General features: G+C 41.7%; 22 protein-coding genes. 7 read left to right on the top strand and 15 right to left on the bottom strand.

What is annotated here, in order from left to right:
- Positions 1-77 precede the first annotated feature (77 nt).
- The 5 genes from GSQ74_RS08000 to GSQ74_RS07980 are packed head-to-tail and all read left to right on the top strand — an operon-like array spanning position 78 to position 5,269.
- Positions 78-839 (top strand): thioredoxin family protein, encoded by a 762-nt coding sequence (locus tag GSQ74_RS08000; protein ID WP_158991988.1) that lies wholly within the window; start codon positions 78-80, stop codon positions 837-839.
- 40 nt (positions 840-879) lie between these two features.
- Positions 880-1,557, top strand: coding sequence for a cytochrome b/b6 domain-containing protein (locus GSQ74_RS07995; protein ID WP_174236921.1), 678 nt, complete (start codon positions 880-882; stop codon positions 1,555-1,557).
- Complete coding sequence (locus GSQ74_RS07990; RefSeq protein ID WP_158991986.1) at positions 1,554-2,345, top strand: molybdopterin-dependent oxidoreductase; 792 nt, start codon at positions 1,554-1,556, stop codon at positions 2,343-2,345. Before GSQ74_RS07995 ends, GSQ74_RS07990 begins: the two co-directional genes overlap by 4 nt.
- Before the next feature lie 46 nt (positions 2,346-2,391).
- Positions 2,392-3,735 (top strand): MFS transporter, encoded by a 1,344-nt coding sequence (locus GSQ74_RS07985; protein ID WP_158991984.1) that lies wholly within the window; start codon positions 2,392-2,394, stop codon positions 3,733-3,735.
- 28 nt (positions 3,736-3,763) lie between these two features.
- Positions 3,764-5,269, top strand: a complete 1,506-nt coding sequence (locus tag GSQ74_RS07980; protein WP_158991982.1) for a S41 family peptidase — start codon at positions 3,764-3,766, stop codon at positions 5,267-5,269.
- 8 nt (positions 5,270-5,277) lie between these two features.
- Here GSQ74_RS07980 and GSQ74_RS07975 read toward each other — a convergent pair whose 3' ends face one another.
- Both GSQ74_RS07975 and GSQ74_RS07970 read right to left on the bottom strand, forming a co-directional pair.
- Positions 5,278-6,519, bottom strand: a complete 1,242-nt coding sequence (locus tag GSQ74_RS07975; protein ID WP_216846705.1) for a cyclopropane-fatty-acyl-phospholipid synthase family protein — start codon at positions 6,517-6,519, stop codon at positions 5,278-5,280.
- 61 nt (positions 6,520-6,580) lie between these two features.
- Positions 6,581-7,390: a DUF1365 domain-containing protein gene (locus GSQ74_RS07970; RefSeq protein ID WP_158991980.1), complete on the bottom strand. Its 810-nt coding sequence runs from the start codon at positions 7,388-7,390 to the stop codon at positions 6,581-6,583.
- Between the two features lie 215 nt (positions 7,391-7,605).
- Here GSQ74_RS07970 and GSQ74_RS07965 point away from each other — a divergent pair, with 215 nt between their 5' ends.
- The gene (locus GSQ74_RS07965; protein WP_158991978.1) at positions 7,606-9,396 is read left to right on the top strand and encodes an RICIN domain-containing protein; all 1,791 of its coding nucleotides are present in this window, start codon (positions 7,606-7,608) and stop codon (positions 9,394-9,396) included.
- Between the two features lie 39 nt (positions 9,397-9,435).
- On the opposite strand, the gene GSQ74_RS07960 is transcribed toward GSQ74_RS07965, so the two are convergent.
- The 6 genes from GSQ74_RS07960 to GSQ74_RS07935 form a co-directional block, all read right to left on the bottom strand.
- Positions 9,436-10,767: an NAD(P)/FAD-dependent oxidoreductase gene (locus GSQ74_RS07960; RefSeq protein WP_158991976.1), complete on the bottom strand. Its 1,332-nt coding sequence runs from the start codon at positions 10,765-10,767 to the stop codon at positions 9,436-9,438.
- 25 nt (positions 10,768-10,792) lie between these two features.
- Positions 10,793-11,932 carry an alpha/beta hydrolase gene (locus tag GSQ74_RS07955; RefSeq protein ID WP_158991974.1) on the bottom strand — a complete coding sequence of 380 codons (1,140 nt, stop codon included), beginning with the start codon at positions 11,930-11,932 and terminating at the stop codon, positions 10,793-10,795.
- Positions 11,929-12,963: a cyclopropane-fatty-acyl-phospholipid synthase family protein gene (locus GSQ74_RS07950; RefSeq protein ID WP_158991972.1), complete on the bottom strand. Its 1,035-nt coding sequence runs from the start codon at positions 12,961-12,963 to the stop codon at positions 11,929-11,931. The genes GSQ74_RS07955 and GSQ74_RS07950 overlap by 4 nt, the downstream gene beginning before the upstream one ends.
- 183 nt (positions 12,964-13,146) lie before the next feature.
- Positions 13,147-13,938, bottom strand: a complete 792-nt coding sequence (locus GSQ74_RS07945) for a DUF1295 domain-containing protein (RefSeq protein ID WP_158991969.1) — start codon at positions 13,936-13,938, stop codon at positions 13,147-13,149.
- Entirely contained in the window at positions 13,931-14,266 is a 336-nt protein-coding gene (locus tag GSQ74_RS07940; RefSeq protein ID WP_158991967.1) for a DUF1475 family protein, read from the bottom strand. Before GSQ74_RS07940 ends, GSQ74_RS07945 begins: the two co-directional genes overlap by 8 nt.
- A 1-nt stretch (position 14,267) precedes the next feature.
- On the bottom strand, positions 14,268-14,813 hold the full coding sequence (locus GSQ74_RS07935) for a peroxiredoxin (RefSeq protein WP_216846704.1): 546 nt from the start codon (positions 14,811-14,813) through the stop codon (positions 14,268-14,270).
- A 335-nt stretch (positions 14,814-15,148) separates the two neighbouring features.
- On the opposite strand from GSQ74_RS07935, the gene GSQ74_RS07930 reads away from it, so the two are divergent.
- Positions 15,149-15,664, top strand: a complete 516-nt coding sequence (locus tag GSQ74_RS07930; RefSeq protein ID WP_158991965.1) for a DinB family protein — start codon at positions 15,149-15,151, stop codon at positions 15,662-15,664.
- 312 nt (positions 15,665-15,976) lie between these two features.
- Here GSQ74_RS07930 and GSQ74_RS07925 read toward each other — a convergent pair whose 3' ends face one another.
- The 7 genes from GSQ74_RS07925 to gcvH all read right to left on the bottom strand — a co-directional run bounded on the left by GSQ74_RS07925 (position 15,977) and on the right by gcvH (position 22,464).
- Positions 15,977-16,606 carry an NAD(P)H-dependent oxidoreductase gene (locus tag GSQ74_RS07925; protein WP_158991963.1) on the bottom strand — a complete coding sequence of 210 codons (630 nt, stop codon included), beginning with the start codon at positions 16,604-16,606 and terminating at the stop codon, positions 15,977-15,979.
- A gap of 99 nt (positions 16,607-16,705) precedes the next feature.
- Positions 16,706-17,935, bottom strand: a complete 1,230-nt coding sequence (locus GSQ74_RS07920; protein ID WP_158991961.1) for a DEAD/DEAH box helicase — start codon at positions 17,933-17,935, stop codon at positions 16,706-16,708.
- Between the two features lie 73 nt (positions 17,936-18,008).
- The gene (locus tag GSQ74_RS07915) at positions 18,009-18,620 is read right to left on the bottom strand and encodes a SprT-like domain-containing protein (RefSeq protein ID WP_158991959.1); all 612 of its coding nucleotides are present in this window, start codon (positions 18,618-18,620) and stop codon (positions 18,009-18,011) included.
- 301 nt (positions 18,621-18,921) lie between these two features.
- On the bottom strand, positions 18,922-21,036 hold the full coding sequence (gene feoB / locus GSQ74_RS07910) for a ferrous iron transport protein B (protein ID WP_158991957.1): 2,115 nt from the start codon (positions 21,034-21,036) through the stop codon (positions 18,922-18,924).
- 11 nt (positions 21,037-21,047) lie between these two features.
- Entirely contained in the window at positions 21,048-21,263 is a 216-nt protein-coding gene (locus GSQ74_RS07905) for a FeoA family protein (RefSeq protein WP_158991955.1), read from the bottom strand.
- Between the two features lie 424 nt (positions 21,264-21,687).
- On the bottom strand, positions 21,688-22,083 hold the full coding sequence (locus GSQ74_RS07900; RefSeq protein WP_158991953.1) for a VanZ family protein: 396 nt from the start codon (positions 22,081-22,083) through the stop codon (positions 21,688-21,690).
- 3 nt (positions 22,084-22,086) lie between these two features.
- Positions 22,087-22,464: a glycine cleavage system protein GcvH gene (gene gcvH, locus GSQ74_RS07895; protein WP_158991952.1), complete on the bottom strand. Its 378-nt coding sequence runs from the start codon at positions 22,462-22,464 to the stop codon at positions 22,087-22,089.
- Positions 22,465-22,607: the final 143 nt, after the last annotated feature.

Below are 22,607 nucleotides of genomic sequence, written 5' to 3'. Positions count from 1 at the left end.
CCCCAAAAAAAACTTTAACTTTATTGTAAGGATTCCTTTCTACCGCCGACTAACCAATAATTCTAAATCAGATTAAGATGAAGTCGATCAAAATATTATCAATAGCCACATTAGTAGTTGCCTTAGCGTTAAGCTCGTTTACCTATAAACATAACACCAAACCAACCGGTGTCGACAAGGGCTTTGCCGTTATCGAGTTATTCACTTCCGAAGGTTGCTCCAGCTGCCCGCCTGCTGATGCGGTGGTTGCCAAAGTTGAGAAAGAGAGTGCGGGAAAACCCATTTATATTCTTGCTTTTCATGTTGATTATTGGAACCGTTTGGGTTGGAAGGATGTTTTCAGCAGTGCAGCTTATTCACAAAGGCAAAACCAGTATGCACGTTGGTTAAATCTATCATCGGTTTATACCCCGCAAATTGTTGTAAACGGGCGCACTGAATTTGTAGGTTCAGAAGAAGGCACTTTGCGTAACGCCATTAAAATCAACCTAGCTAAGAACGCCTCAGCTCAAATTAGCTTAAGCGATATTACCATCAACCAAAACAAAGCTGAATTGCGGTATCAAACACAAGGGGAAACCGCTAATTCTGTTTTATTGTTAGCTGTTGTCCAAAAATCGGCGCAAACCAAAGTTGAGCGTGGCGAGAATAGCGGCCGTACGCTTTTGCATGTACAAATTGTACGCGGCATAGAAAGCATACCTTTAAAGGGCGATAAAGGCATAGCAACTATTGAACTGCCAAAGGATTTTGATGCACACGGATCGGAAATTATCGCCTTTGTGCAGAATACAGCAGATGGGGAGATCACCGGGGCAACAAAATCGGTACTTAATTAATCCTTTTGATCTATTTTATCGTAGTTAATATAAAGCATTAATGAAAACCATAAAAGAAAAACACTCCTTAGTTATGCGGTGGACGCATTGGGTCAACTTCCCGATATTGACCGTGATGATATGGAGCGGCATGCTGATCTATTGGGCTAATGATGAATATAAGATCACCATTTTCGGGCATACCTATGTACGTTTTTTCCCGGATTGGTATTATAACCTGCTGCATATCCCGGCACGGCTAGCGGAGGGTATGGCATTCCACTTTTTATTTATGTGGTTTTTTACGCTGAACGGGATATTTTACGTGGCCTACACCATCATTTCGGGTGCGTGGCGCGAGCTTGTTCCGCAAAAAAAATCATGGAAAGAAGCATGGCTGGTTTTATTGCACGATCTGCACATCCGTAAAATGGCACTTCCGCAAAACAAATACAACGCCGCGCAACGTATAGCCTATACCGCTATTATTGTAATGGGAATTGGCTCAGTAATTACAGGCATGGCAATTTATAAGCCCGTGCAATTTTATTATTTAACCTGGCTTTGTGGCGGTTATCATTTTGCCAGGATCATTCACTTTGCTCTTACACTGGGTTATGTGTTTTTCTTTTTGATACACATAGTACAGGTAATTATTGCGGGGTGGAATAACTTCAGGTCGGTAATTTCCGGCTTTGAGGTAGTGAATGAAGAACCTAAAACAGTAACAGAAGAATGAGCAATCCGGAAGAAGAAGATAAGCAACCAGATACCGGGGCAGCTGTACAAAAGCAGATCAACCGGCGTAATTTTATTTCCTTTGGCACGTTCGCGGTTTTGGGTGCTACGGCTTTTGGGGGATGGAAATCGCTTTACAATTCAGCCATTGAAACTACCGGTATTACCGGCGGGGCGCATAAACCCTTACGCCGCGCGCTGAATAAGAGTGAATTATTTTTCAGGAACTTTTTTAGTAATAATCACCTGGTTAAAACCTATCCAAAATCAATGGCAGCCAAAAAGGTGCGCCAAAATACCAGCATAGGTTCCGATAGCAAGCTTGATGCCGATAACTGGAGATTACAGGTTAAAAAACTATCAGGCGAAGTGTTGGCAATCACCTTAGATGAAATAAAAACGTTGCCGAAAACAGATTTGGTTTTCGATTTTAAATGTGTTGAGGGATGGGACCAGATACAGCATTGGGGTGGCGTGCGCTTTGTTGATTTTGTAGAACACTTTCGACTACAGCCAGAAACAAAACTGAACTATGTAGGCATGGAAACCCCCGATAAAGGTTACTATATTGGCCTGGATATGGATAGCGCCATGCACCCGCAAACCATACTGGCCTATGAAATGAATGACATGCCATTGCCGGTAGGCCATGGCGCACCTTTGCGGTTGATTATACCTGTAAAATACGGCATCAAAAATTTAAAGCGTATAGGCAGCATTAACTTCAGCAACCATCGCCCGCATGATTACTGGGCCGAGCAGGGTTATGATTATTATTCAGGCTTGTAGCACTCTATCATCAAAATTTCACCATAATATTTGCATATTGCGGTGAATGCCTGCAGTATACTTCCCTTTCAGAAAACAGCTAGCTTATGCCTGCGGCATGATCGGGTGGAGTATCATGACGAATATTATCATCGTTATGCTGCCTTACTTCTACCTGCCGCCAAGCAATGCGGGTTTAAGGCCGCTTATTCCGCAGTTAATGTTGTTTGGGGTATTGAATATCTTGTCGGTTATTGCCGCATCAGGGCGGCTTGTCGATGCCATTTTTGATCCTTTTATCGCATCATTAAGCGACAAAAGCGAGAATCCTAAAGGCCGCCGGATTCCATTTATGAAATGGGCTATATTGCCTGCCATCATTTTTTGTTTCCTCACTTTTTGCCCGATTGAAAGAACCGAAAGCGCTAAAAATGCCATATGGTTAACCTGTACGCTCATTTTGTTTTTCATGAGCGTTACCACCTATATCATCCCATACAATGCGCTTTTACCCGAGCTTACCGAAACCGCATCCGAAAAAGTAAAGCTGTCCTCTTTTCAACAGGTGGGTTTTGTATTGGGGATGATCATCTCCGGCTTTGTAAATAATTATGCCGATTTAGTACAAAAGTTTTTACATATCGTTAGTCGCGATTCAGCGGTTCAATACACCATTGGAGGCCTGAGCTTGGTAGCAGGTTTTTTTATGCTGATACCTGTTTTGTTTATCGACGAAAAGAAATATTCAACCAGCAAGCCATCGCATTTACCGCTTTTGCCTGCTATTCGTAAAACATTCAGTAACCGAAACTTTAAATATTACCTCATCTCGGATTTTTCCTACTATATGGCGCTGAGCATTATATCCAGCGGCTTATTATATTTCGTAACGGTATTACTCGGCCTGTCGGAATCAGAAGGCGGCCCACTATTAGGGGTAATGGTTTTGGTATCGCTGATGTTTTATCCACTCATTAATTATCTTTCTAAAAAGATCGGCAAAAAACCTATTGTGCTTTTTTCCTTTTGCTTATTATGTGTGGTGTTTATCGCGATCTATTTCCTTGGGAAGTTCCCTATATCGCCTACGGCACAAATTTATTGCCTGTTACTTTTGGCGAGTTTCCCGTTAGCGTCTTTGGGTATTTTACCCAATGCTATACTTGCCGAAATAGCCCAGGATGATGCCATCAAAACCAAAGAAAACCGGGAAGGGATGTTTTTCGCTGTTAAATACCTGTTTGTGAAGCTTGGCCAAACGTTGGGGATAGCCTTATTCGCTTTCCTAACCGTTTATGGTAAAGACCCCGGTAATGATTACGGCTTGCGCTTAAATGGCTTATGTGGCTTTGTACTATGCCTTTTGGCAGTAGTATTTTTTAGTAGATTTAAAGAGAAAAGGCGGGTATAGTAAAACAATTAACCGAAAACCAATCGTGATGAAAAAAGCTATAGGCACACTTTGCACTTTCATATGTTTATTGATTGCCGTTGTAATTACTGGCTGCAATCAACAACAAAGGCAAACTAAGCCTACAACAAGTACTACAAGCAAATTAACGGTAAAAAGCATGCAAAGTGATCTTTTTATCTTATGGTCAGCTATTAAAGAAATGCACCCGGGATATGGCTTATATACTCCGGCAGATAGTTTACAGGCAGCATACGATAAGACCTATCAAACTATAAACCATCCGCTATCTGAGAATGAATTTATAGCTCATATTTACCCATTAATATGTAAGCTTAGATGCGGCCATACACAAATACGCCATTCAGATAGTTATAAACCATTACCATCTGATCCAAAAGAACCACATTTGCCTTTCGAGGTGCTGGTTCGTAATCACCGCGCCTGGGTTACCACACATGCTACCCAACAGCTTTCAACCGGAGACGAAATAATAAGTATTAATGATGTACCGGTAACTCAAATAATAAATAACGGCTACGACTTATATAGTGGCGATGGCTATATACAAACATTTAAAGAATTATTTTTAAGTGAATACGATGGTTTTGAAGATGCCTGCTTTAACTATTACCATTGGCAAGGATCGTATCGAATTAAATTGCTTACCAAACAGGGTGCAATAAACTCAGTTACGGCGACTGCAGCAGCAACAGGTGGTCCATGGCAAAGCCTGCCTAAAAAGCCGGTAGATAATTATGCCGGATGGACTTTAGCAAAAAATACAGGATACTTGCCGCTACGATTTTTAAAAAACACCTCAACGGCATTGTTTGAGGCAAAAACATTTCAATATACCGATACCACCATTTATACGGAAGCTTTTAAACAGATACAGCAACACGGTGTAAAAAACTTAATTATTGACCTGCGCCATAATACCGGTGGCGACATCAGGATAGCGGAAAAACTGCTTTCATTTTTGGCAGATTCCTCTTTTTATATTGTTAGAGATGTAAAATCAAGAGTAGCAGATCCTTCTGCAACCCGCTTTGAGGAATATTTTGACACCTCCCGTACTGAAAGTTTTAAAAATGGATTCGCTCCGGGGAACAAGGAAGGTAATTGGTACCATATTAATATAAAGCCAGTGTTCGGGCAATTATACGGCAGACTATCACTTGCAAAAAAATATCACTACCATGGCAATATATATGCTTTAATTGATGGTGCTACTTTTTCATCGGCAGCGCTATTTACAGCAGCCTTTAAAGCCCAATGCAAGCAGGTAAAATTTATTGGCAGAGAAACCGCAGGTAACGAGGAAGGCTGCAACGGTGGTACATTACAGCGATTAACGCTGCCCAACACTAAAATTGTAGTTGATTTTCCCTGGATGCACCTGGTATCGGTAGCAAACAACCCCATACATGGGCGTGGTATTATGCCCATGTATTATGTGGACTACACCGCGGAGGACGTTGTTAATAAAAAAGACCTTGATTTACAAAAAGCGATAAGCTTGATTAAATAGTCAAACAATTACCCCCTTGAGGTATTATTAGGCCTTACATATACCAATTGCATGGTATTGATGTTACGCATAGCAAAAGCAGCTTCGCAGTAGCACAAATAGTAATTCCATTTGCGGATGAAATGGTCATCAAAACCCAATGATTTTACTTTTGGCAGGTTGGCGTTAAATGCATCAAACCAAAGTTTTAGTGTTGTAGCGTAATCCATACCTATGTCTTTTAAATCAACCATTGTTAAATCGCCGGTACGGTTAACGGCGCTATTGATAGCACCTACCGATGGCAATAATGAGCCTGGGAAAATGTGTTTCTGGATCCAATCCACCCCCTTGCGTAAACTATCATAACGAGAGTCGGGTGAAGTGATTACCTGTAAAGCCAGGATACCATTCTTCTTCAACAGGTCGTTTACTTTTTTAAAGTAAACCTCCATATAATTATGCCCAACGGCTTCCAGCATTTCAACAGATACGATCTTATCAAACTGGCCTTCCATCTGGCGGTAATCTTTTATCAATATGCTCACGCGATCACTTAAGCCCGCGGCTTCCACACGTTCAACAGCCATTTTGTGTTGTTCTTCGCTAATGGTTAACGAAGTTACCCTGCAACCATACGTTTTAGCCATGTAAATCGCGTTGCCACCCCAACCGCTGCCAATCTCTAACACATGGTCCGTCGCTTTTAAATTCAATTGCTTGCAAAGGCGATCGTATTTGGCTATTTGCGCTTCCTGCAAGCTTAAACCATCCTTATAAAAATAAGCGCTGGAATAAGTCATGGTTGGATCGAGGAAACTGGCAAAGAAATCATTATTCAGATCATAATGCTCCGAAATGTTTTTGCGTGATCCTTCTACCGTATTTGCCCTTTTAAAATGGGATAGCTTATTGAACCACCTAAGTAGGTTAGTGGCTAACGTTTGTGTATTGCTGCCCGATACGCTGGGCGCATTCTCAATGTTCAGTAACACCCATTTAATTACGTTGGTAATGTTATCGGTATCCCACAAACCATCGGTATAAGCTTCGCCAAAACCAATATCGCCAAACAGGATAACGCGTTTGTAAAACTCATTATCGTTAATAGTCATGTTGGCTGATATTTTCCCCTCGCCTGTACCTAAAACCAATTGTTCACCATCGGATAAAGTGATGTGTAAATTGCCTTTATCCATTTTGGACATTAGCTTTAAGACTACATCCTGGTAAAAGCTGCTTTTTTTAACAAGGGTAAGGGTGTTAGACATGGTTAAAATGTTCGTATGTTATTTTAATGATATACGGATATTCTGCCGGGTAAGGTTTTATCTAAGATACATAATTTGATTTGTAAGGCCTAAAAACACCCTTTTGGAGATTTTTGTCTGCCTCTTTTTTGTGAAAAGGAATTTTCTTCATAAAAAGTTTTAATGCCTGCCAGTGGATAGCGCCAATAATTTTTAGTGTAATGAGTGGAAAGCTCAGAAAATAAAGCAGCAAATTAGCATCGGTTAAAGGCTTGCGAACACCGCTTAAGGTGCTGATAAAAAACCGGTTGCCTTCCTTGTCATAATCATCAATTTTTACCTGCAACTTTTCACCGGGTATATGCAGGTCGAAACCAAAATTGGTATCCATATCCGTAAATGGCGATACGTAAAAATATTTTTCAGTATTTAATTTAAATTGATCGCCCTGGCGGGTTTTCGCGTCTAAAAAGTAGGGTTTCATCTCCAAAAATGTATTGCATACCTCTACTATCGAGCAAACGATTTGCCCCTGTTCATCATAACAAAAATAAAACGACACCGGGTTAAACTGGTAACCTGCGGTACACAAATTGGTGAGTACCGTGATGCGGCCATTACCGATGGTTACGCCATTACTCTGCAAATAATCAGTAATATGCTGGCGGATATTTTTTGTAGTATCGGGATTCTCACGCGGTAGTTGCAAATGATCCTTATCCCTGAAATTGAAAAGATTGAATTTATTCCGACTCATAAATTTAAGTCGTTTAGCCAATCCGTCTATCTCATCCAAGTCAAGGTAAAACATAAATACATCGTAATTGAACCGATGAACTTTCGGTGACAACCGGTGATGCATTACTGTGGCTTTATATAAACAGGAGTTCATTTATTAATCGGAATCAGGGATCGTTTTATTTAATTGAATATACGTAATTTTTTAATGAGCGGATGCACTTGGTGTTTTGAGGTCAGCACGTTGCTGTATAATGATTTATAGAATTGTAACGAACAGATTACATCGCAACATTATACCTAATAACTATAAATCCTTTGTGTTGCAATAATTACATCTATCTTTATGGCAACTTAACCCTTATCATCATGTCATTTAAACCACAGCCTAATCAGCTTTATTATCTGATTCCCAAAGGCAAAACAAACCACGTAATTGGAGCTCCAAATGCAAGTCTTGGAGTACATTTGAACAATCAATTATATCAAAGCGATAATGAACATCAGCGGTTTCAGTTTGATCCCGCTGGAGAAAAAAACTGGTGGTTGCTGTTGCCGCCATTTAAGGAACATTATATAGCCATTCACGATAGTTCAGGGAACGAAAAAGCACCGGCTATTCAATGGCAGTGGGAGCCTGCGAAACACAATTTGCGGTTTCAGTTTTTGCCCGCAGGTAATGGTTATTATCGTATTATGGCTTTACACAGCCATAAGTTCCTAGAGATTGTCGATCTGTCTGCCACTGAAAAAGGTCAGCTCGTGCAATGTTCTTATAATAAAAATGATGGCCAGCTTTTTTCATTAACACCTGTGCCTAATGTACCCTCAAATATACCTCCGATAGCGTTTAGCCAAAAAAGTGGTATTGAAAGAACCGCTACTTTAACCATACTTGGTAAAATACCCGAAGTTGGGGCGGGCTTGTCATTTGTTGTAGGCTTATTTTGGAAGGCAGATGACCCATTGGCCGATCTTTGGAAACAGATGAAAACTTATGTTGATGTCCGTATCCGCACTTTGTTGATGGAAAATAAACTGAATGATATGAGCATGGAAATTAAAGGCATATTAAAGAGCGTTGCTGAAATATCAAGGGATGATAAACCCAAAGGTGCCCGTATAACAGGCAAAGTTGATTCCATTGTAGATATTGAAGAAAAATACATGGCGGTTGCCAAAACAGCATTGCCATATTTAGTTGCATTGGGAAATGTACAACTCTCTTTGCGCCGCACCCTATATACTGATTATGATACATTGTTTCCTCCGGGAAAAAGTGAACCCGGAGATGGTCCAAAATTGCTAAGAAGTAAACAGCAAAACCTCACAGAACTGAAAACGGCCATTGCCGAGTATAAAACCACCTTTGACGAGGCTATTACAACGCTGGTTACAAATCGGATGGCGAAGATACATTGGGAGGAAATTACGGGAAGGCGAACAGCCACAAGCAGTTTCTATATAAAAGGAGGACGTGTTTCTGACGATTTTGACGGCTGGTCTTTAACTTTTTGGTATGATGAGTATATCAAAAATGCAAGGTTTAAAAATTATAAGGAATGGGCCGAGTTTGCCTATAACCAACGGAAATTACAGATCCAGGCGCAGTATGCCACTGAGATGAGAGATTTAGGGAAAGCCGCTTTGCTATGGGAATATTTCGATCAGATAACCCCATTGCCTGCTCCTGTAACCTATCGGGTAAAAGTAGGTGCATTTGGTGGATTGAACCACTTTAATCCATTTAATGGGGTGGATAATTCAACCATTACCGCAATTGAGGTATACTCGTTAAATGGTGACCTTTGCGGGCTGCAGGTTTTCTACAATGGCACCGGAAATGGCTTGCAAGGCAAAGCAGGTAATAAAACAGACAGACTTAATTTAGATAAAGGAACCAACGGTGAAGAGGATGAATTTATAACCAGTGTCTATGGTCATTATTTAGACCATATTTATGGCTTATGGTTTGTAACAAGCCATGGTAAAATTGTGGGTGCCGGCAAAGAATACCATGCTTATTTTTGTGCTGATATTGCCGATGGATTAAAAGGGCGCTTAGAAAAAATAAGCGGTTTTAATGATGTGCATACTTTAGAGCAGCTCAACTTCCACTGGAAGTATAGCGAAATACCTCCCAAAACTCCAACTGTATAATGTTAAGGCCGTAATAAAACTATTACGGCTTTAACTTTTTTAAACCGGTGGCTGGATCAAAACTTTATCGTCATAAACAGGTTTGCCCAACAATTGCGAGCATAAATTTACCGCGCTGGTAAAAGCATCCTCGTGGAAACCATAGTTAAAATAACTTCCGCAGAAATATATTGGGCCGCTCTCATTAATCTTATGTAATTCCTTTTGCGCGTTTATGGCAGGTACATCAAACAGTGGGTGGTAGTAATCTATCTCTTTTAAAATCTTTTTAGGGTCGATGTTATCATGCGGGTTGATCGATACAAAATAGTTTTTCTTGTCTGATACCTGCTGCAATTCATTCATCCAATAAATGGTGGTGGGGATTAACTTGTCGCCCTGATTATCAATACTGTAGTTCCAGCTGCTCCAGGCCAGTTTGGTTTTAGGCATAATACTTTCGTCGGTATGCAGCACCGCTTTGTTGTATTGATATTTAAAGGTTGATAGCAAGCGCTTTTCATCTGTCGTAGGCTGATCTAACAAAGCCAACGCCTCATCGCCATGCGCTGCTATAATAACGCGATCAAACACTTCCTGCGTGCCATCTGAGGCATGTACGGTTACTTTGCCGTCCTCGTTGCGTACTACCTTGGTAGCTTTACGGCTTAAATGTATCCGGTCCTTAAAAGGCGCTATCAGCTTTTCGCGGTAAGATTGACTGCCGTTGTGCAGCGTGTACCACTGGTGCTGGGTGTCCAAACCTAAAAAGCCGTGGTTTTGAAAGAATTTGATTAGCGTAACAATCGGAAAATCCAGCATCTGCTCCATTGGGGTCGACCATACGGCCGAACTCATGGGTACCAGATATTTCCAAAGCATGTCATCGCCAAAACCAAACTCCTTTACATATTGGCCGATGGAGTAATTGGCGTATTTAGGGTCATCAACAATTTTAATGCTCTCCTTATTAAACCGGCCGATCTGCATCAGCATTTTGATAAATGATGGGTTAAATATATTCTTCCGCTGCGCGAATAGATGGTTAATGCTCGATCCGCTGTACTCCAAACCCGTTGGCAAATGCTGTACGCTGAACGACATCTCGGTTTTTTTGACCGGTGCTTTCAGCTCATCAAACAAGCGACACAGGTTAGGGTAGGTGTGGTAATTAAATACCATAAAGCCGGTATCAATATAAACGGGCTTGCCATCTTCATCAACCGTTACGGTATTGGTGTGGCCGCCGGTATAATCATTCTGCTCGTAAAAAGTAAGGTCATCCTGCTTGTGCAAAAAATGCCCGCAGCCCATCCCGGCAATGCCTGTTCCTATGATTGCTGTTTTACCCCCTAGCCCCCTAAAGGGGGAGTTATGATTGGAATTATTCATTTAATATTTGTTATCGTATGCCTAATTACTCCCTCTTTAGGGGTTGGGGGCATATGGTATTTAAAAATTGTAAAACTGTGTAAGTTGATAACTGCCCGCCCGGGCCGTTCAAATTAAAATCGAACCCGTGGGTAGCCCAAGGCAATTTAAGCCAATAATGTTTAACACCGCTGTTTTGCAACGCGCCATTTAAACGGTGACTATGCTCCGGCGAAACCAATACATCGTTACTGCCGTGTATAATCAATGTCGGTACGGACTGTTTGTTTACATAAATCAATGGCGAACAATCAAAATACTTTTGAGGCACTTGCGAATATGAACCGCCAATATATTGATCCATCACCTTGCGTGAATCCATTATCAGCGGGTTTGAGGGGATAGAATAACCCCAAACCATATCCGCAGGGCCATAAAAATCTACTACTCCTTTCAGGTTTTTCTCATTCATGGTGTAGGCTGCTAGCAAGGCAATTTGCGCACCTGCCGAACGGCCTATTAATACGAATTGAGTTGTATCGATATGTAGCTCTTCTGCATGTTCGCGGATGTATTTAATGGAGTTAACAATATCCTCAACCGGCGCAGGTGTTTGCCACTTTGGCGCCATGCGATAATTAATAGATGCTACGTTATAGCCCTTAGTTGCCAGGTAACTGTTTAGCTCCGGCAATTGCTGACTGTCGCCGCCCGCCCACGAACCACCGTGAACCATAATTACACAAGGCTTTTTACCCAAAATTTGCGAGGGGTAAAAATCGAGACTCATGCTGGTATCCGCATATTTTACATAGGTTATTTTTTTGTAGGAGATACTTACTGGCTTTTTAAACATCTTTAAAAAACTGAATGGCGCGCTGGTACTGTCGGTATTGGTAACGCCGAAGCTTTTATCAAAATTTGCCCTTATGCTACCGGCTACTATATAAGCCCTTGCAATTGGTGATAGGAATAACAATAAGGCAACCAAACCGATGATAGTTCCCGGAAATACATATCTGCCTCCAAAAAAACCTGTTAGCAATACGATAATGGTAATGCTCGAAAGCAACCATGGAAACTCTGTTACCGCAATAGCCAGTAACCATACATGATATTCAAAGGCTTTAAAAACTGCTAATAAGGAAAGAAGAAATAATAGTACAATAAGTATTAAGCGGATCATGCGTTGGTTTTATGGAATAAATAATGACTTACAAACCACTCGTTGCCTTTGTTAAAGTTCCACAACTCGGCGCAAGCTAAATAAAATAAACGCCAGTAAACCCACCATTTTACGGCCTGGTCCTTGCCGTAAGTTTCTTCAAATAAAGGCATAATTTCGGCTTTATGTTTATCCATATTTACCAACCAGGCTTCGGCAGTTTTGCCGTAATTGGTGCCGTTTACATGCCAGTGGTTTTCAACGATCAAATCATCATTAAAATAAAACATCAGGTCATCGCTCGGCATAATACCGCCGGTGAAAAAGTATTTGCTCATCCAATCGCTGGCATCCTTTACTTCGAATAAATAGGTGTATTCTTTATGGGTGAAGATGTGAATAAACAGTTTACCGTCCGCCTTTAAAAACGATGCCACTTTTTTCATCAGCAGCTCATAATTGCGCATATGCTCAAACATCTCAACCGATACCACGCGATCAAATTTGTCTTCAATCTCGAAGGTGTTCATATCGGCGGTGATCACCTTCAGGTTTTTGATATTACGCTGTTTGGCTTGCTCGTCTATATAAATCTTTTGGGTACGCGAGTTTGATACCACAGTAAATGTGCTCTGCGGAAACTTAGCCGACATAAACAACGACAATGATCCCCAGCCACAACCCAATTCCAACACATTTTGTCCCGGTTGTAACCCGGCACGTTCACAGGTTAGCTCCAGCATATCACGCTCGGCAGTATCCAAATCGGTAACACCGGGTTTGTAGTACGCGCTTGAGTATTTTAAATTTTTGCCGAGGCAGTATTGGTAAAACTGAGTGGGTACCTCGTAATGTTGCTGGTTAGCGTCAATGGTGTTAATAGCTATCGATGTGGCTTTCAGTTGCGCTATCAACGTCATCAGGTGAGCCTGCTGAGCTTCAACACCGCCTTTGTTTTCGTCGCGTAACCTTTGTTTTAACAGATTTTGGATGCCTTTACGCAATAAAAAATCGGGGACTTTATTTTGTTCTACTAATTTGTCGTACCACATGGATAATCAGGGTTGTGTTTTAGAGGTATACGTTGTACGGGGGATATTGGATTTAGAATTGAAAAAAATGGGTGGGAAAGAATAAAAGCGAAGGATGTCATGCTGAGCGTAGTAGAAGCATGTGGGCAGGCCTTAACGCACATGCTTCTACTACACAGCATGACATGCCCACCCCACCAAAGACTATTTTTTAAACCACGGCACAAACACACTCGTACTCGCCTGATACTTCTTAAATGCTTCACCCTTTGTTTTCAAAGATTGTTTTTCCGTAGTAGGTATTCCCGTAACCCTCAGCAGCAGAAACAATATAATAGCCGGACTAATAACTGCTACATACCCATAAGGCGACCCCAGCGCGAAAACGAAATACGACATCCACATCAGCCATTCAAAAAAGTAATTGGGATGGCGGGAGTAATACCATAAGCCTTTATCGCACACTTTGCCTTTATTGCTTTCATCTCTCTTAAAATTGGCTAATTGCTGGTCGGCAGTGGCTTCGCCGATAACGCTTATCGCCCATAAAATAGCACCTGCTATTTCCAGCGGGGATAATTCCGGCTTTAGGTTCATCATGCTGATAAAGAACGGTATAGCCAGCAACACATTTGATAATGCCTGCATCTGGAAAAAGCCTGCCATTTTTTTTTCCGCGTTAGCGCCCCAGTCCTCACGTATTTGTTTGTAGCGGGGTTCTTCTTCGTACAGATGTTTTAATACCCGCACTGCCAGGTGTGTGCCAAGTCGCAAACCGGCAATGATAACCATACCTGCTAGTAATATTTTTCTTGTTTCAAATCCCGGCGCGAACAATAGTAAAATAATAGCGATAACCGGGAAGTTATACGACCAGAAAATATCAACCACACCCGCGTTCTTAATTTTGTACGACCATAGCCATACCAAAAACATAATAATACAACAGGCTATCAGGCTGTAAATAACTAAACTGAGCAATGAGCTGTTATCCATTTTGTTTGCTAAAAAGTCCCTTTAATCCCTCGCCGGGTTTTAATTTAAATAACTGGATAAGCACATAGGCACAGCTGGCTATGCTGCCTAATGTTACCAGTAATATTAACCAGATAATCTTCATGTATAGTTTATTTTCTTTACAGCAAAGCCAAATAAAAATCACGGTTACGTTGGTATAGAAATCCCAAAGCGTAGCTCGCATCCAGGGGATGCCGCCCAGGTAATTCCAATTGTTGAACAAGTTGCTGTTGAGACTAGTGGTAATCACCACGTAACACATCCACACAAAAAGCACACTAAATAATATTCTCAGGAAATTGATCATGCTATTTGTTAGCTGAACGAATAAACGCTAAAGCATCATCAGCATGTTCTTTGCCTTGCATCATGGCCTCGTGCATGTAAACTACCTTGCCATGCAGGTCGATAACGTAAGTTACACGGCCGGGGATGAACATTTTGCTTTTGATACCAAACAGGTTATAAACTTTATTGTCCTGATCGCTCAATAAGGTAAATGGCAATTTATAGTGCTGTTGGAATTCTTTATGACTGGCGACAGTACCACCGTTAATACCTATAACCATAGCCCCGGCTTTACTAAATGAATCAAATTCATCACGAAAAGCGCAGGCTTCTTTAGTGCAAACCATGCTTTCATCCTTCGGATAGAAATAAAGTACCAATACTTTTTTACCAATATAATCGCGTACGTTAAATAGCTTGTCGTCCTGATCGTGCAAAGTGAACGAGGGTACATTTTCGCCTACCTGTAATTCGGTGTCGCGTTTTTGTGCATGGGTGCTTTTGCAAAAGCCTATCAGCATAAAAGCCAATACCAGCAGTGAGTTCTTTAGGGTGATGCTTTTCATATACACAATATACGTTTTTGTATGCCTGAGCGATTTTTATTGTGGGAATATTATTAGTAGCAAGACCGAAGCCGCTTTCCTCACCTGAGAACAGATTTACGAAGTTTTAAGATTCGTAAATCTTAAACGCTGTGTAACTATTGTCATTGCGAGGAACGAAGCAATCGCGAACTTGCAAGGTGGCTTTTCTACGTGCGATTGCTTCGTTCCTCGCAATGACAATTTATTTTTGTATTCAGATATAAAGACTAATTTAATATTTAAAAAATCCTACTGACATAGGGCTGTCATTAGCGCATTGTTTATTTGTATTACAAACTAAAAAACAAAAAGCTATGCAAATCATCCCAATGTTTTTAAAGGAACTTGAGCAGGAAGCCCAGGCCACCCGTAACATGCTACAACGTGTACCAAACGACAAATTCAGCTGGCAGCCACACCCCAAAAGCATGACCATCAGCAAATTGGTAAACCATATTGCCGAACTACCTTCATGGATAACAATAGCGCTTACTACAGATGAACTTGATTTTGCCACTATCCCTTACAATACTGACGTGCCGAATACTATTGAAGAGGTTTTGGAGGTTTTGGAGAAAAATGTAGCTGATGCCCGCGCCCAACTTGAGGCAACTAATGAAGATGTGTTAGAAGAAAACTGGACCATGCGTAACGGCGACCAAATATACATGGTAAGAACAAAAGCAGAAGTGATACGAGTATCTTTTAGCCAAACCTCACATCACCGGGCACAACTGGGGGTATTCTTAAGATTATTAAATATCCCTATCCCCGGCAGTTATGGCCCAAGCGCTGATGAACAGGAATTTAAATTGATGGAGCAAGAGTAATCGTCATTGGCGAGGCGTGCACAAGGGCTATCATGTTGAGCGTAGTCGATTATGTGGGCAGGCCTTTACGCACGTCCTTCGACTACGCTTAGGATGACAGCTACCGCACAATGGTAAAGATTCTCGCATTCCGCCCTGTATATTGGAGATAATGCCCTTTTTGGTGCTGTCACCAACAAAGACAAAATGATTTGTCATTCTTCGTTCCTCAGAATGACAATGGGGCGGTTATAAACAGTTTCAAACAATAAAACAAAAGACCAATTTTCGTGATGAAGATTGGTCTTTTTGCTTTATTAAAAGCCTAAATTATTAGATATGTATGAACAAATCTTCTTTAGGTCTTCTTACTTTTTCCATTTTGCTGTAAACATCTTCGTCAGAGCGGTAACCTACTGGTGCGATAACTACGGCAGATAAGCCTAATGCTTTCAGACCTAATATCTCGTCGAATTTACCGGCATCAAAACCTTCCATTGGGCAGGTATCAATATCCATTTCGGCAGCAGCTGTTAACAATACGCCCAAAGCGATGTAAGTTTGTTTGGTTGCCCAGTTAATTTTTTGCTCTTCGCTCAAGCTGGCAATAGTGCCTTGTACCATTTGCTCAAAACCAGCTAAATGCTCGCGGCCAATACCACGTGTTTTAGCAATCAGATCAAGGTAATAGTTACCATAATCCTTATCTATTTCCTTCTCGATAGCAAATATGATCACTTGTGAACTTTGTGTTAATTGCGCCTGGCCGTGTGCTGCTTCACGCAATTTTTCGCGGATATCAGGATCTTCAACCACCAAAATACGGTAAGCCTGCAAACCCATTGATGACGGTGCTAATCGAACTGAATCCAATAACTGATCTAACTGTGCCTTAGTTAATTTTTTTGTAGCGTCGAAGTTTTTAATAGCCGCGCGCTTTTGTAATTTTTCTATTAATGACATGTTGTTTTCTTTTTCGTTTTACAACACAAATTTAGATGTTACAACATTTAAAATGGTCACGAGGAAGTAATTTGAAAATTAGATTGCGATTAAAGATCACTACCTTTTTTTAGGGCCGCCTTGCCTTCTGTTGTTACCCCTGTTATTGCCGCCTCTGCCACCACCGTCTCTTTTTAACGGAGCCATTTTTATGAGTGTTGGGTCGCCTAACACTTCCGGTAATACTATGCGCTTGATCTGGCGGTCCATCATTTCCTCAATGTTTTTTAGCTTGCGCTGATCGCGGTCGTTAACAAAGGTAATTGCGGTACCGGTAGTTTCGGCACGCGCGGTACGGCCTATACGGTGGATATAATCTTCAGGGTCAGAGGGCGCGTCGTAGTTTACTACCAGGTCAATCCCTTCAACATCAATACCACGCGAAAGCGCATCAGTACCAATAATAATAGGCACTTGTTTATTTTTGAATTTCAGCAGGATCTCTTCACGCTCATTCTGCTCCAGATCGGAGTGGAAGGCGTTGATTTTTAGATGCGCGGCTTTTAATTGCTTATGAACTTCTTTAACCTTGTCTTTTGTTGATGCAAAAATGATGATGCTTACAAAGCCTCCTTCTTTTAATATCAACTGCAATAAACCTGATTTCTGATGATCGTTAACCAAATAAACCTGTTGATCGATCCCTACCGCAGGTTGCGATATAGCGATATTGATCTGCTGCGGATTATGTAAAACGCTTTTAGCCATGTTACGAATCCTACCCGGCATGGTAGCCGAAAACAGCATGGTTTGCCTTTGTTTTGGCAAGTAGCTAATGATACGCATAATATCATCCGAGAAACCCATATCCAGCATGCGGTCAGCCTCATCCAGTATCAAATATTTAATATGGTTAAGCTTTAATACACCCGATGTTAGGTGGGCTATCAGCCTGCCCGGCGTTGCTATAATAATGTTGACGTTATTTTGTATACCACGGCGTTGCTGCTCGTACACGATACCATCGCCACCGCCAAAAACAGCAATGGAGCTGATGCCGGTAAAATAAGCCAACCCTTCTACCTGCTGATCGATCTGCTGGGCGAGTTCGCGGGTTGGGGTTAGGATGAGCGTGCTGGTTTTTTCCTCGTGGTTTTGGGTGATCAGGTTTAAAACCGGTAGCAAAAAAGCACCTGTTTTACCTGTACCTGTTTGCGCGCAGGCTATAAGGTCGTCGCCCTGTAAAATAGCAGGGATGGCCATTTCCTGTATAGGGGTTGGGCTGGTGTAGCCCATGCTTAGTACGCCTTCTAATAAATGTTCGTTGAAATTGAAATCTTGAAAAGTCACTTGTATCTGTAAGATGAAGTAGGCAAGTTAATAAAAAATGTTGTGTTACAGCAATTTCGGATTTTTTGAGGGCTTAATCTTCCACTATTTCCACCTCTGCAACCGGACTAAATAAATAAATCCGTTTACTCTTGATCTCGGTGCATTTAAAGCGTTTGCGTAGTTTCTCGTCCTTGCGGAAAATCCTGCCATCCTTTAGTTTAAATAATGCTTTTAATGGTATTTTTTCAACTGTCGTGATTGATTCGTGATGCGCATCGTAGCTGCGGAGGGCACGATACAAACTCAAATCGGAACAACTGGAAGCTGCCGGATTATTCAGATAATTAACAATGGTATGCTTAATGTCCGCAGGGAAAATATCCTTCTCAAAAAAAGGCTGCATCATTTTTTTGAAATTATTTTTCCACTCGGTACCATGCGGTTTGGCTTTGTGCTTGTGCTCGTTCCAGGTATGCAGATGGGCAAATTCGTGTACGGTAGTCACCAAAAACGCGTAGGGGTTCAAATCAAAATTAACGGAGATGCGATGCCCCTTGTCACCATGCGGTGAACGGTAGTCGCCAAATTTTGTGTTGCGGTTGCGCGATATTTTAAATTCGCACTTAAAGTAGTCGATCCAGCGGCCGATAAGCGGTGCCGCTTCGGGTGGAAGATACTTTTCTAAAACTTTTACTTTATCCAATTTTACCTCGATGCAAAAATAAGGTTAAAAGCTGAAAGGTAAAAGGATAAAGGTTTTTTATATGCACTTTGTCATTCTGAGCGGAGCGAAGAATCTCAGAACTTTGCTCGCCGCTTAGCATGATGAAGTGCATCGGCGGATAGAATCTTCATTGCATCCAAAATGGCAAGTAAGAAGAATCTTAACCACCTTGTCATGCTGAGGTACGAAGCATCTATCCGTTAATCTGCAAGCGGTGATCCTATCGATAGATTCTTCGCTGCGCTCAGAATGACAAATAGGACAGAATAGCAAAAGAGAATTACTTCAACACCACATATGCTATAAAACTCGCCGCATAAGCCAGCACCGTCATATAGGCGAATTGGATGGCGGGCCAGCGCCAGTTTTTGGTTTCGCGGAAAACGATGGCTACCGTACTGGCGCATTGCATGGCGAAGGCATAAAACATCATGAGCGAGAATGCGACCGCCAGCGTGAATACAGGTTGCCCGGTATCAGGGTTTTTGGCTTCCTTCATTTTTTGGTAGACGGACTGCATTTTCTCGGCACTACCATTTACACTGTAGATGGTTGCCATGGTGCCTACAAAAACTTCGCGGGCTGCAAAGGAGGTTATTAGCGCGATACCGATTTTCCAGTCGAAACCTAAGGGACGGATCACCGGCTCAATGGCATGGCCTAAAACACCTGCATAAGAGTTTTCTAATTTGGCTGATGATATTGTCCGGCTCAAACTATCGGGCGTCATGTGTTGGGTGTATTGCGGCGCACTAAACTTTTGGTCGATTTTTGTAAACCTGTCGCCCGGACCGTAGGATGCAAGCACCCAAAGAATAATAGATATAGCGATGATCACCTTGCCTGCCTGAAAAACAAAGGCCTTGGAGCGGTCATACATCGAGAAAATAACATTGTTCCACCTCGGCATGCGGTAAACGGGCAGCTCCATAATAAAGTAGCCACGTTCCTTACCTTTTAGTATAAATTTAAATACCCAGGCAACTACAATGGCCGATATCAGGCTGAAAACGTACATCCCCGTTAGGGCCAAACCCTGCATATTAAATACCCACCAAACATTATGGTTAGGTACTACAAGGGCAATTAATAAAGTATAAATAGGTAAACGCGCCGAGCAGGTTACCAGTGGCGTAACCATAATGGTAATCATCCTGTCCTTCCAGTTCTCGATAGTACGTGTGCCCATGATAGAGGGCACAGCGCAAGCAAAACCACCGATCAACGGCACTACCGATTTGCCGTTTAGTCCAACTTTACGCATCAGCTTATCCATCATAAACGTAACACGCGACATATAGCCGGTATCTTCCAGTATGGATATAAAGGCGAAAAGTATGGCGATCTGCGGGATGAAAACCATTACACCGCTTAAACCCGCTATGATACCATCAACCAATAAACTGGTTAGCGGACCCGGGGGCAAAGTGTGATGCAGTGAATCCTGTACCCAAACAAAGGCATCACCAATTAACTCCATCGGGTATGACGACCAGGAGAAGATCGCCTGGAACATAAACATCAGTATCGCGAAGAATATCACGAAGCCAAAGAATTTATGTGTTAATATTTTATCTATTTTATTGCTGTGTGTTTCCCCTTGCGCGGTTACCGGTTTTTTAACTGTGTCGTATAGCAAGTCGTTTATAAAAGCGTAGCGGGCAATGGTTTCAGCGCCCTGTGCTTTTTGCGAGTTGAAGGAATGTTCTTTTTCAAGCTCCTCTATCCTATCGCTTTGCTCAGGCGTTAAAAACTTTAGGGTTTCGTGCTGATGCGCAAGCTGTAAAGCAAGATACGGATTATCTATATTTAACTCACGGCCAATGGCTTCAACCAATTCCGGGGCGATGGTATTTACATCTATACTATCTTCCTGAAAAGCGAATTTATTAGCGAATGATATGGCATTTTTTAATGCTGCGGTGCCTTCATTTTTCCTTGCGGAGATGGGAACCACCGGTACACCCAGTTTTTTAGCGAATAGGTTTACATCAATGTCGATATCGGCTTTTTTAGCCATATCCATCATATTCAAGGCAACAACAACCGGGATCTTCAGATCGGCTACCTGCGAGTAGAGCAGTAAATTTCTTTTTAAGTTGGATGCGTCGAGGATGATCACCACCAAATCGGGGGTATGCGCATTGTGTTTATCTGCCAAAACAGAGAACACGATGGATTCATCCTGGCTTTTTGGATAGATGCTGTAGGTACCGGGAAGATCGATTATCTCAGCAGTGCGACCATCGGGCAAGGTGGTATAACCTACCTTTTTATCAACGGTAACGCCGGGAAAATTTCCTATTTTTTGATTGAGACCGGTTAAAACATTAAAAAGTGTTGATTTTCCGGTGTTGGGGTTCCCTACAAGTGCGACTCTTATATCAGCTTTCAATGCCTAAAAAACTATTGAAGCACTACGGTATATGCTTCGCGCTTACGTAAACTTAACTGATAACCGGCAACATTTATGGCAATTGGATCGCCCAGTGGGGCAATGCGTTCAATTCTGACTTCTTCACCAGGCAAACAACCCATTTCCATCAACTTTACCGACATTTCTAAGTCGGTAAATTCCTTTACAATTCCGGTTTCGCCTACTTCAAGTTGTGAGAGCCTCATATGTTTGTGCTTATGAACTAAGCAAATGTACGCTTATTTAAATTAAATCCAAATAAGGTTAGTGGGAATTTGTTGGTGGTTTGTAAGATTTTGGATACCGGGCTTTTTCTTAACTATTTGTCATTGCGAGGAGGAACCACGAAGCAAACTCGTAGCATGCAGATGAACGCGACGAGTTTGCTTCGCCGCGCAGGCTCTTCACAGAACCCGCTCGCAATGACATGGTGGAGAAATTGTGCGAGAAAAGACATGCAGATTTGCTTTGTACAGGTTGGGATTGCCTTTCCGTTAGCCAACGGATCGCAATGGCGATACTGAATTGTGCTGCTTTACCTTCCCAAACGTAGGGCAACCACATCCCTTGCTAAATATCCCGCAGGAAGAAAAACTTACCACAACTAGTAAAGCTGTAAAAAGGAGTAATTTATTTATTTTCATGATTAAACGCTGCCGATAAAATTAACACACTAAACATCCCCATACAGGCTCCAACCGAATCGGCAAATACATCATTCCATTCAAAGTCGCGCCAGGTGAAAACATATTTTTGTAATAGCTCAATGTTATACCCGTATAAAATGGCTATTACCACAATTGCTATCGCATACTTATACGGAAAACGGATTAATTTATGTTTCCGAACCAGCCCCTGACTGTAAAAAATTACAAACACAAAAAAGAACCCGCAATGCACCAGCTTATCAACCCCCGGGAAAAATAAAGGGGATTGCGTAATTGTACCCAGGTGAATGGTACAAAGGATAAAAATAAATAAGGCCCACAAAATTGCGGGCCAGTAATATTTTAGGGTTGCTTGCATTAATTATTCGCCTATAATGGCTTTGTACGCGTCGGCAGATAATAAACCTTCTACGTCGGCAGCATTAACGGTAACCTTAACCATCCAGCCTGCGCCGTAAGGGTCGCTGTTAACTAATTCAGGTTGGCTATCTAATGCCGGGTTTGTTTCATCAACAGTTCCGGTAACTGGCATAAATAAATCTGATACTGTTTTAACAGCTTCAACTGTTCCAAAAACATCATCTTTATTAATGGTTTTGCCTACCGATGGAATGTCAACATAAACAATATCGCCCAGTTCGCGCTGTGCAAATTCGGTTATGCCAATGGTAGCAACATTACCTTCAACTTTTATCCACTCGTGGTCCTTAGTGTACTTTAATTCAGCAGGGAAATTCATATTGTTTATTTTATGTGCCCAAAAATAATAAAACTTAATTGAACACAATAATTTAACGTGAATTCGAGGGGATTACTCACCCGACTACGCTTCGCTGGTCACCCTCTCTCCGCCGGTGGCGCAAAGAGGGTAAGAAACTAAAA

Origin of the sequence: Mucilaginibacter sp. L196, assembly GCF_009765905.1 — a bacterium.
In the GTDB taxonomy this organism is placed as follows: domain Bacteria; phylum Bacteroidota; class Bacteroidia; order Sphingobacteriales; family Sphingobacteriaceae; genus Mucilaginibacter.
This window is presented reverse-complemented; position numbering and strand designations above follow the sequence as displayed.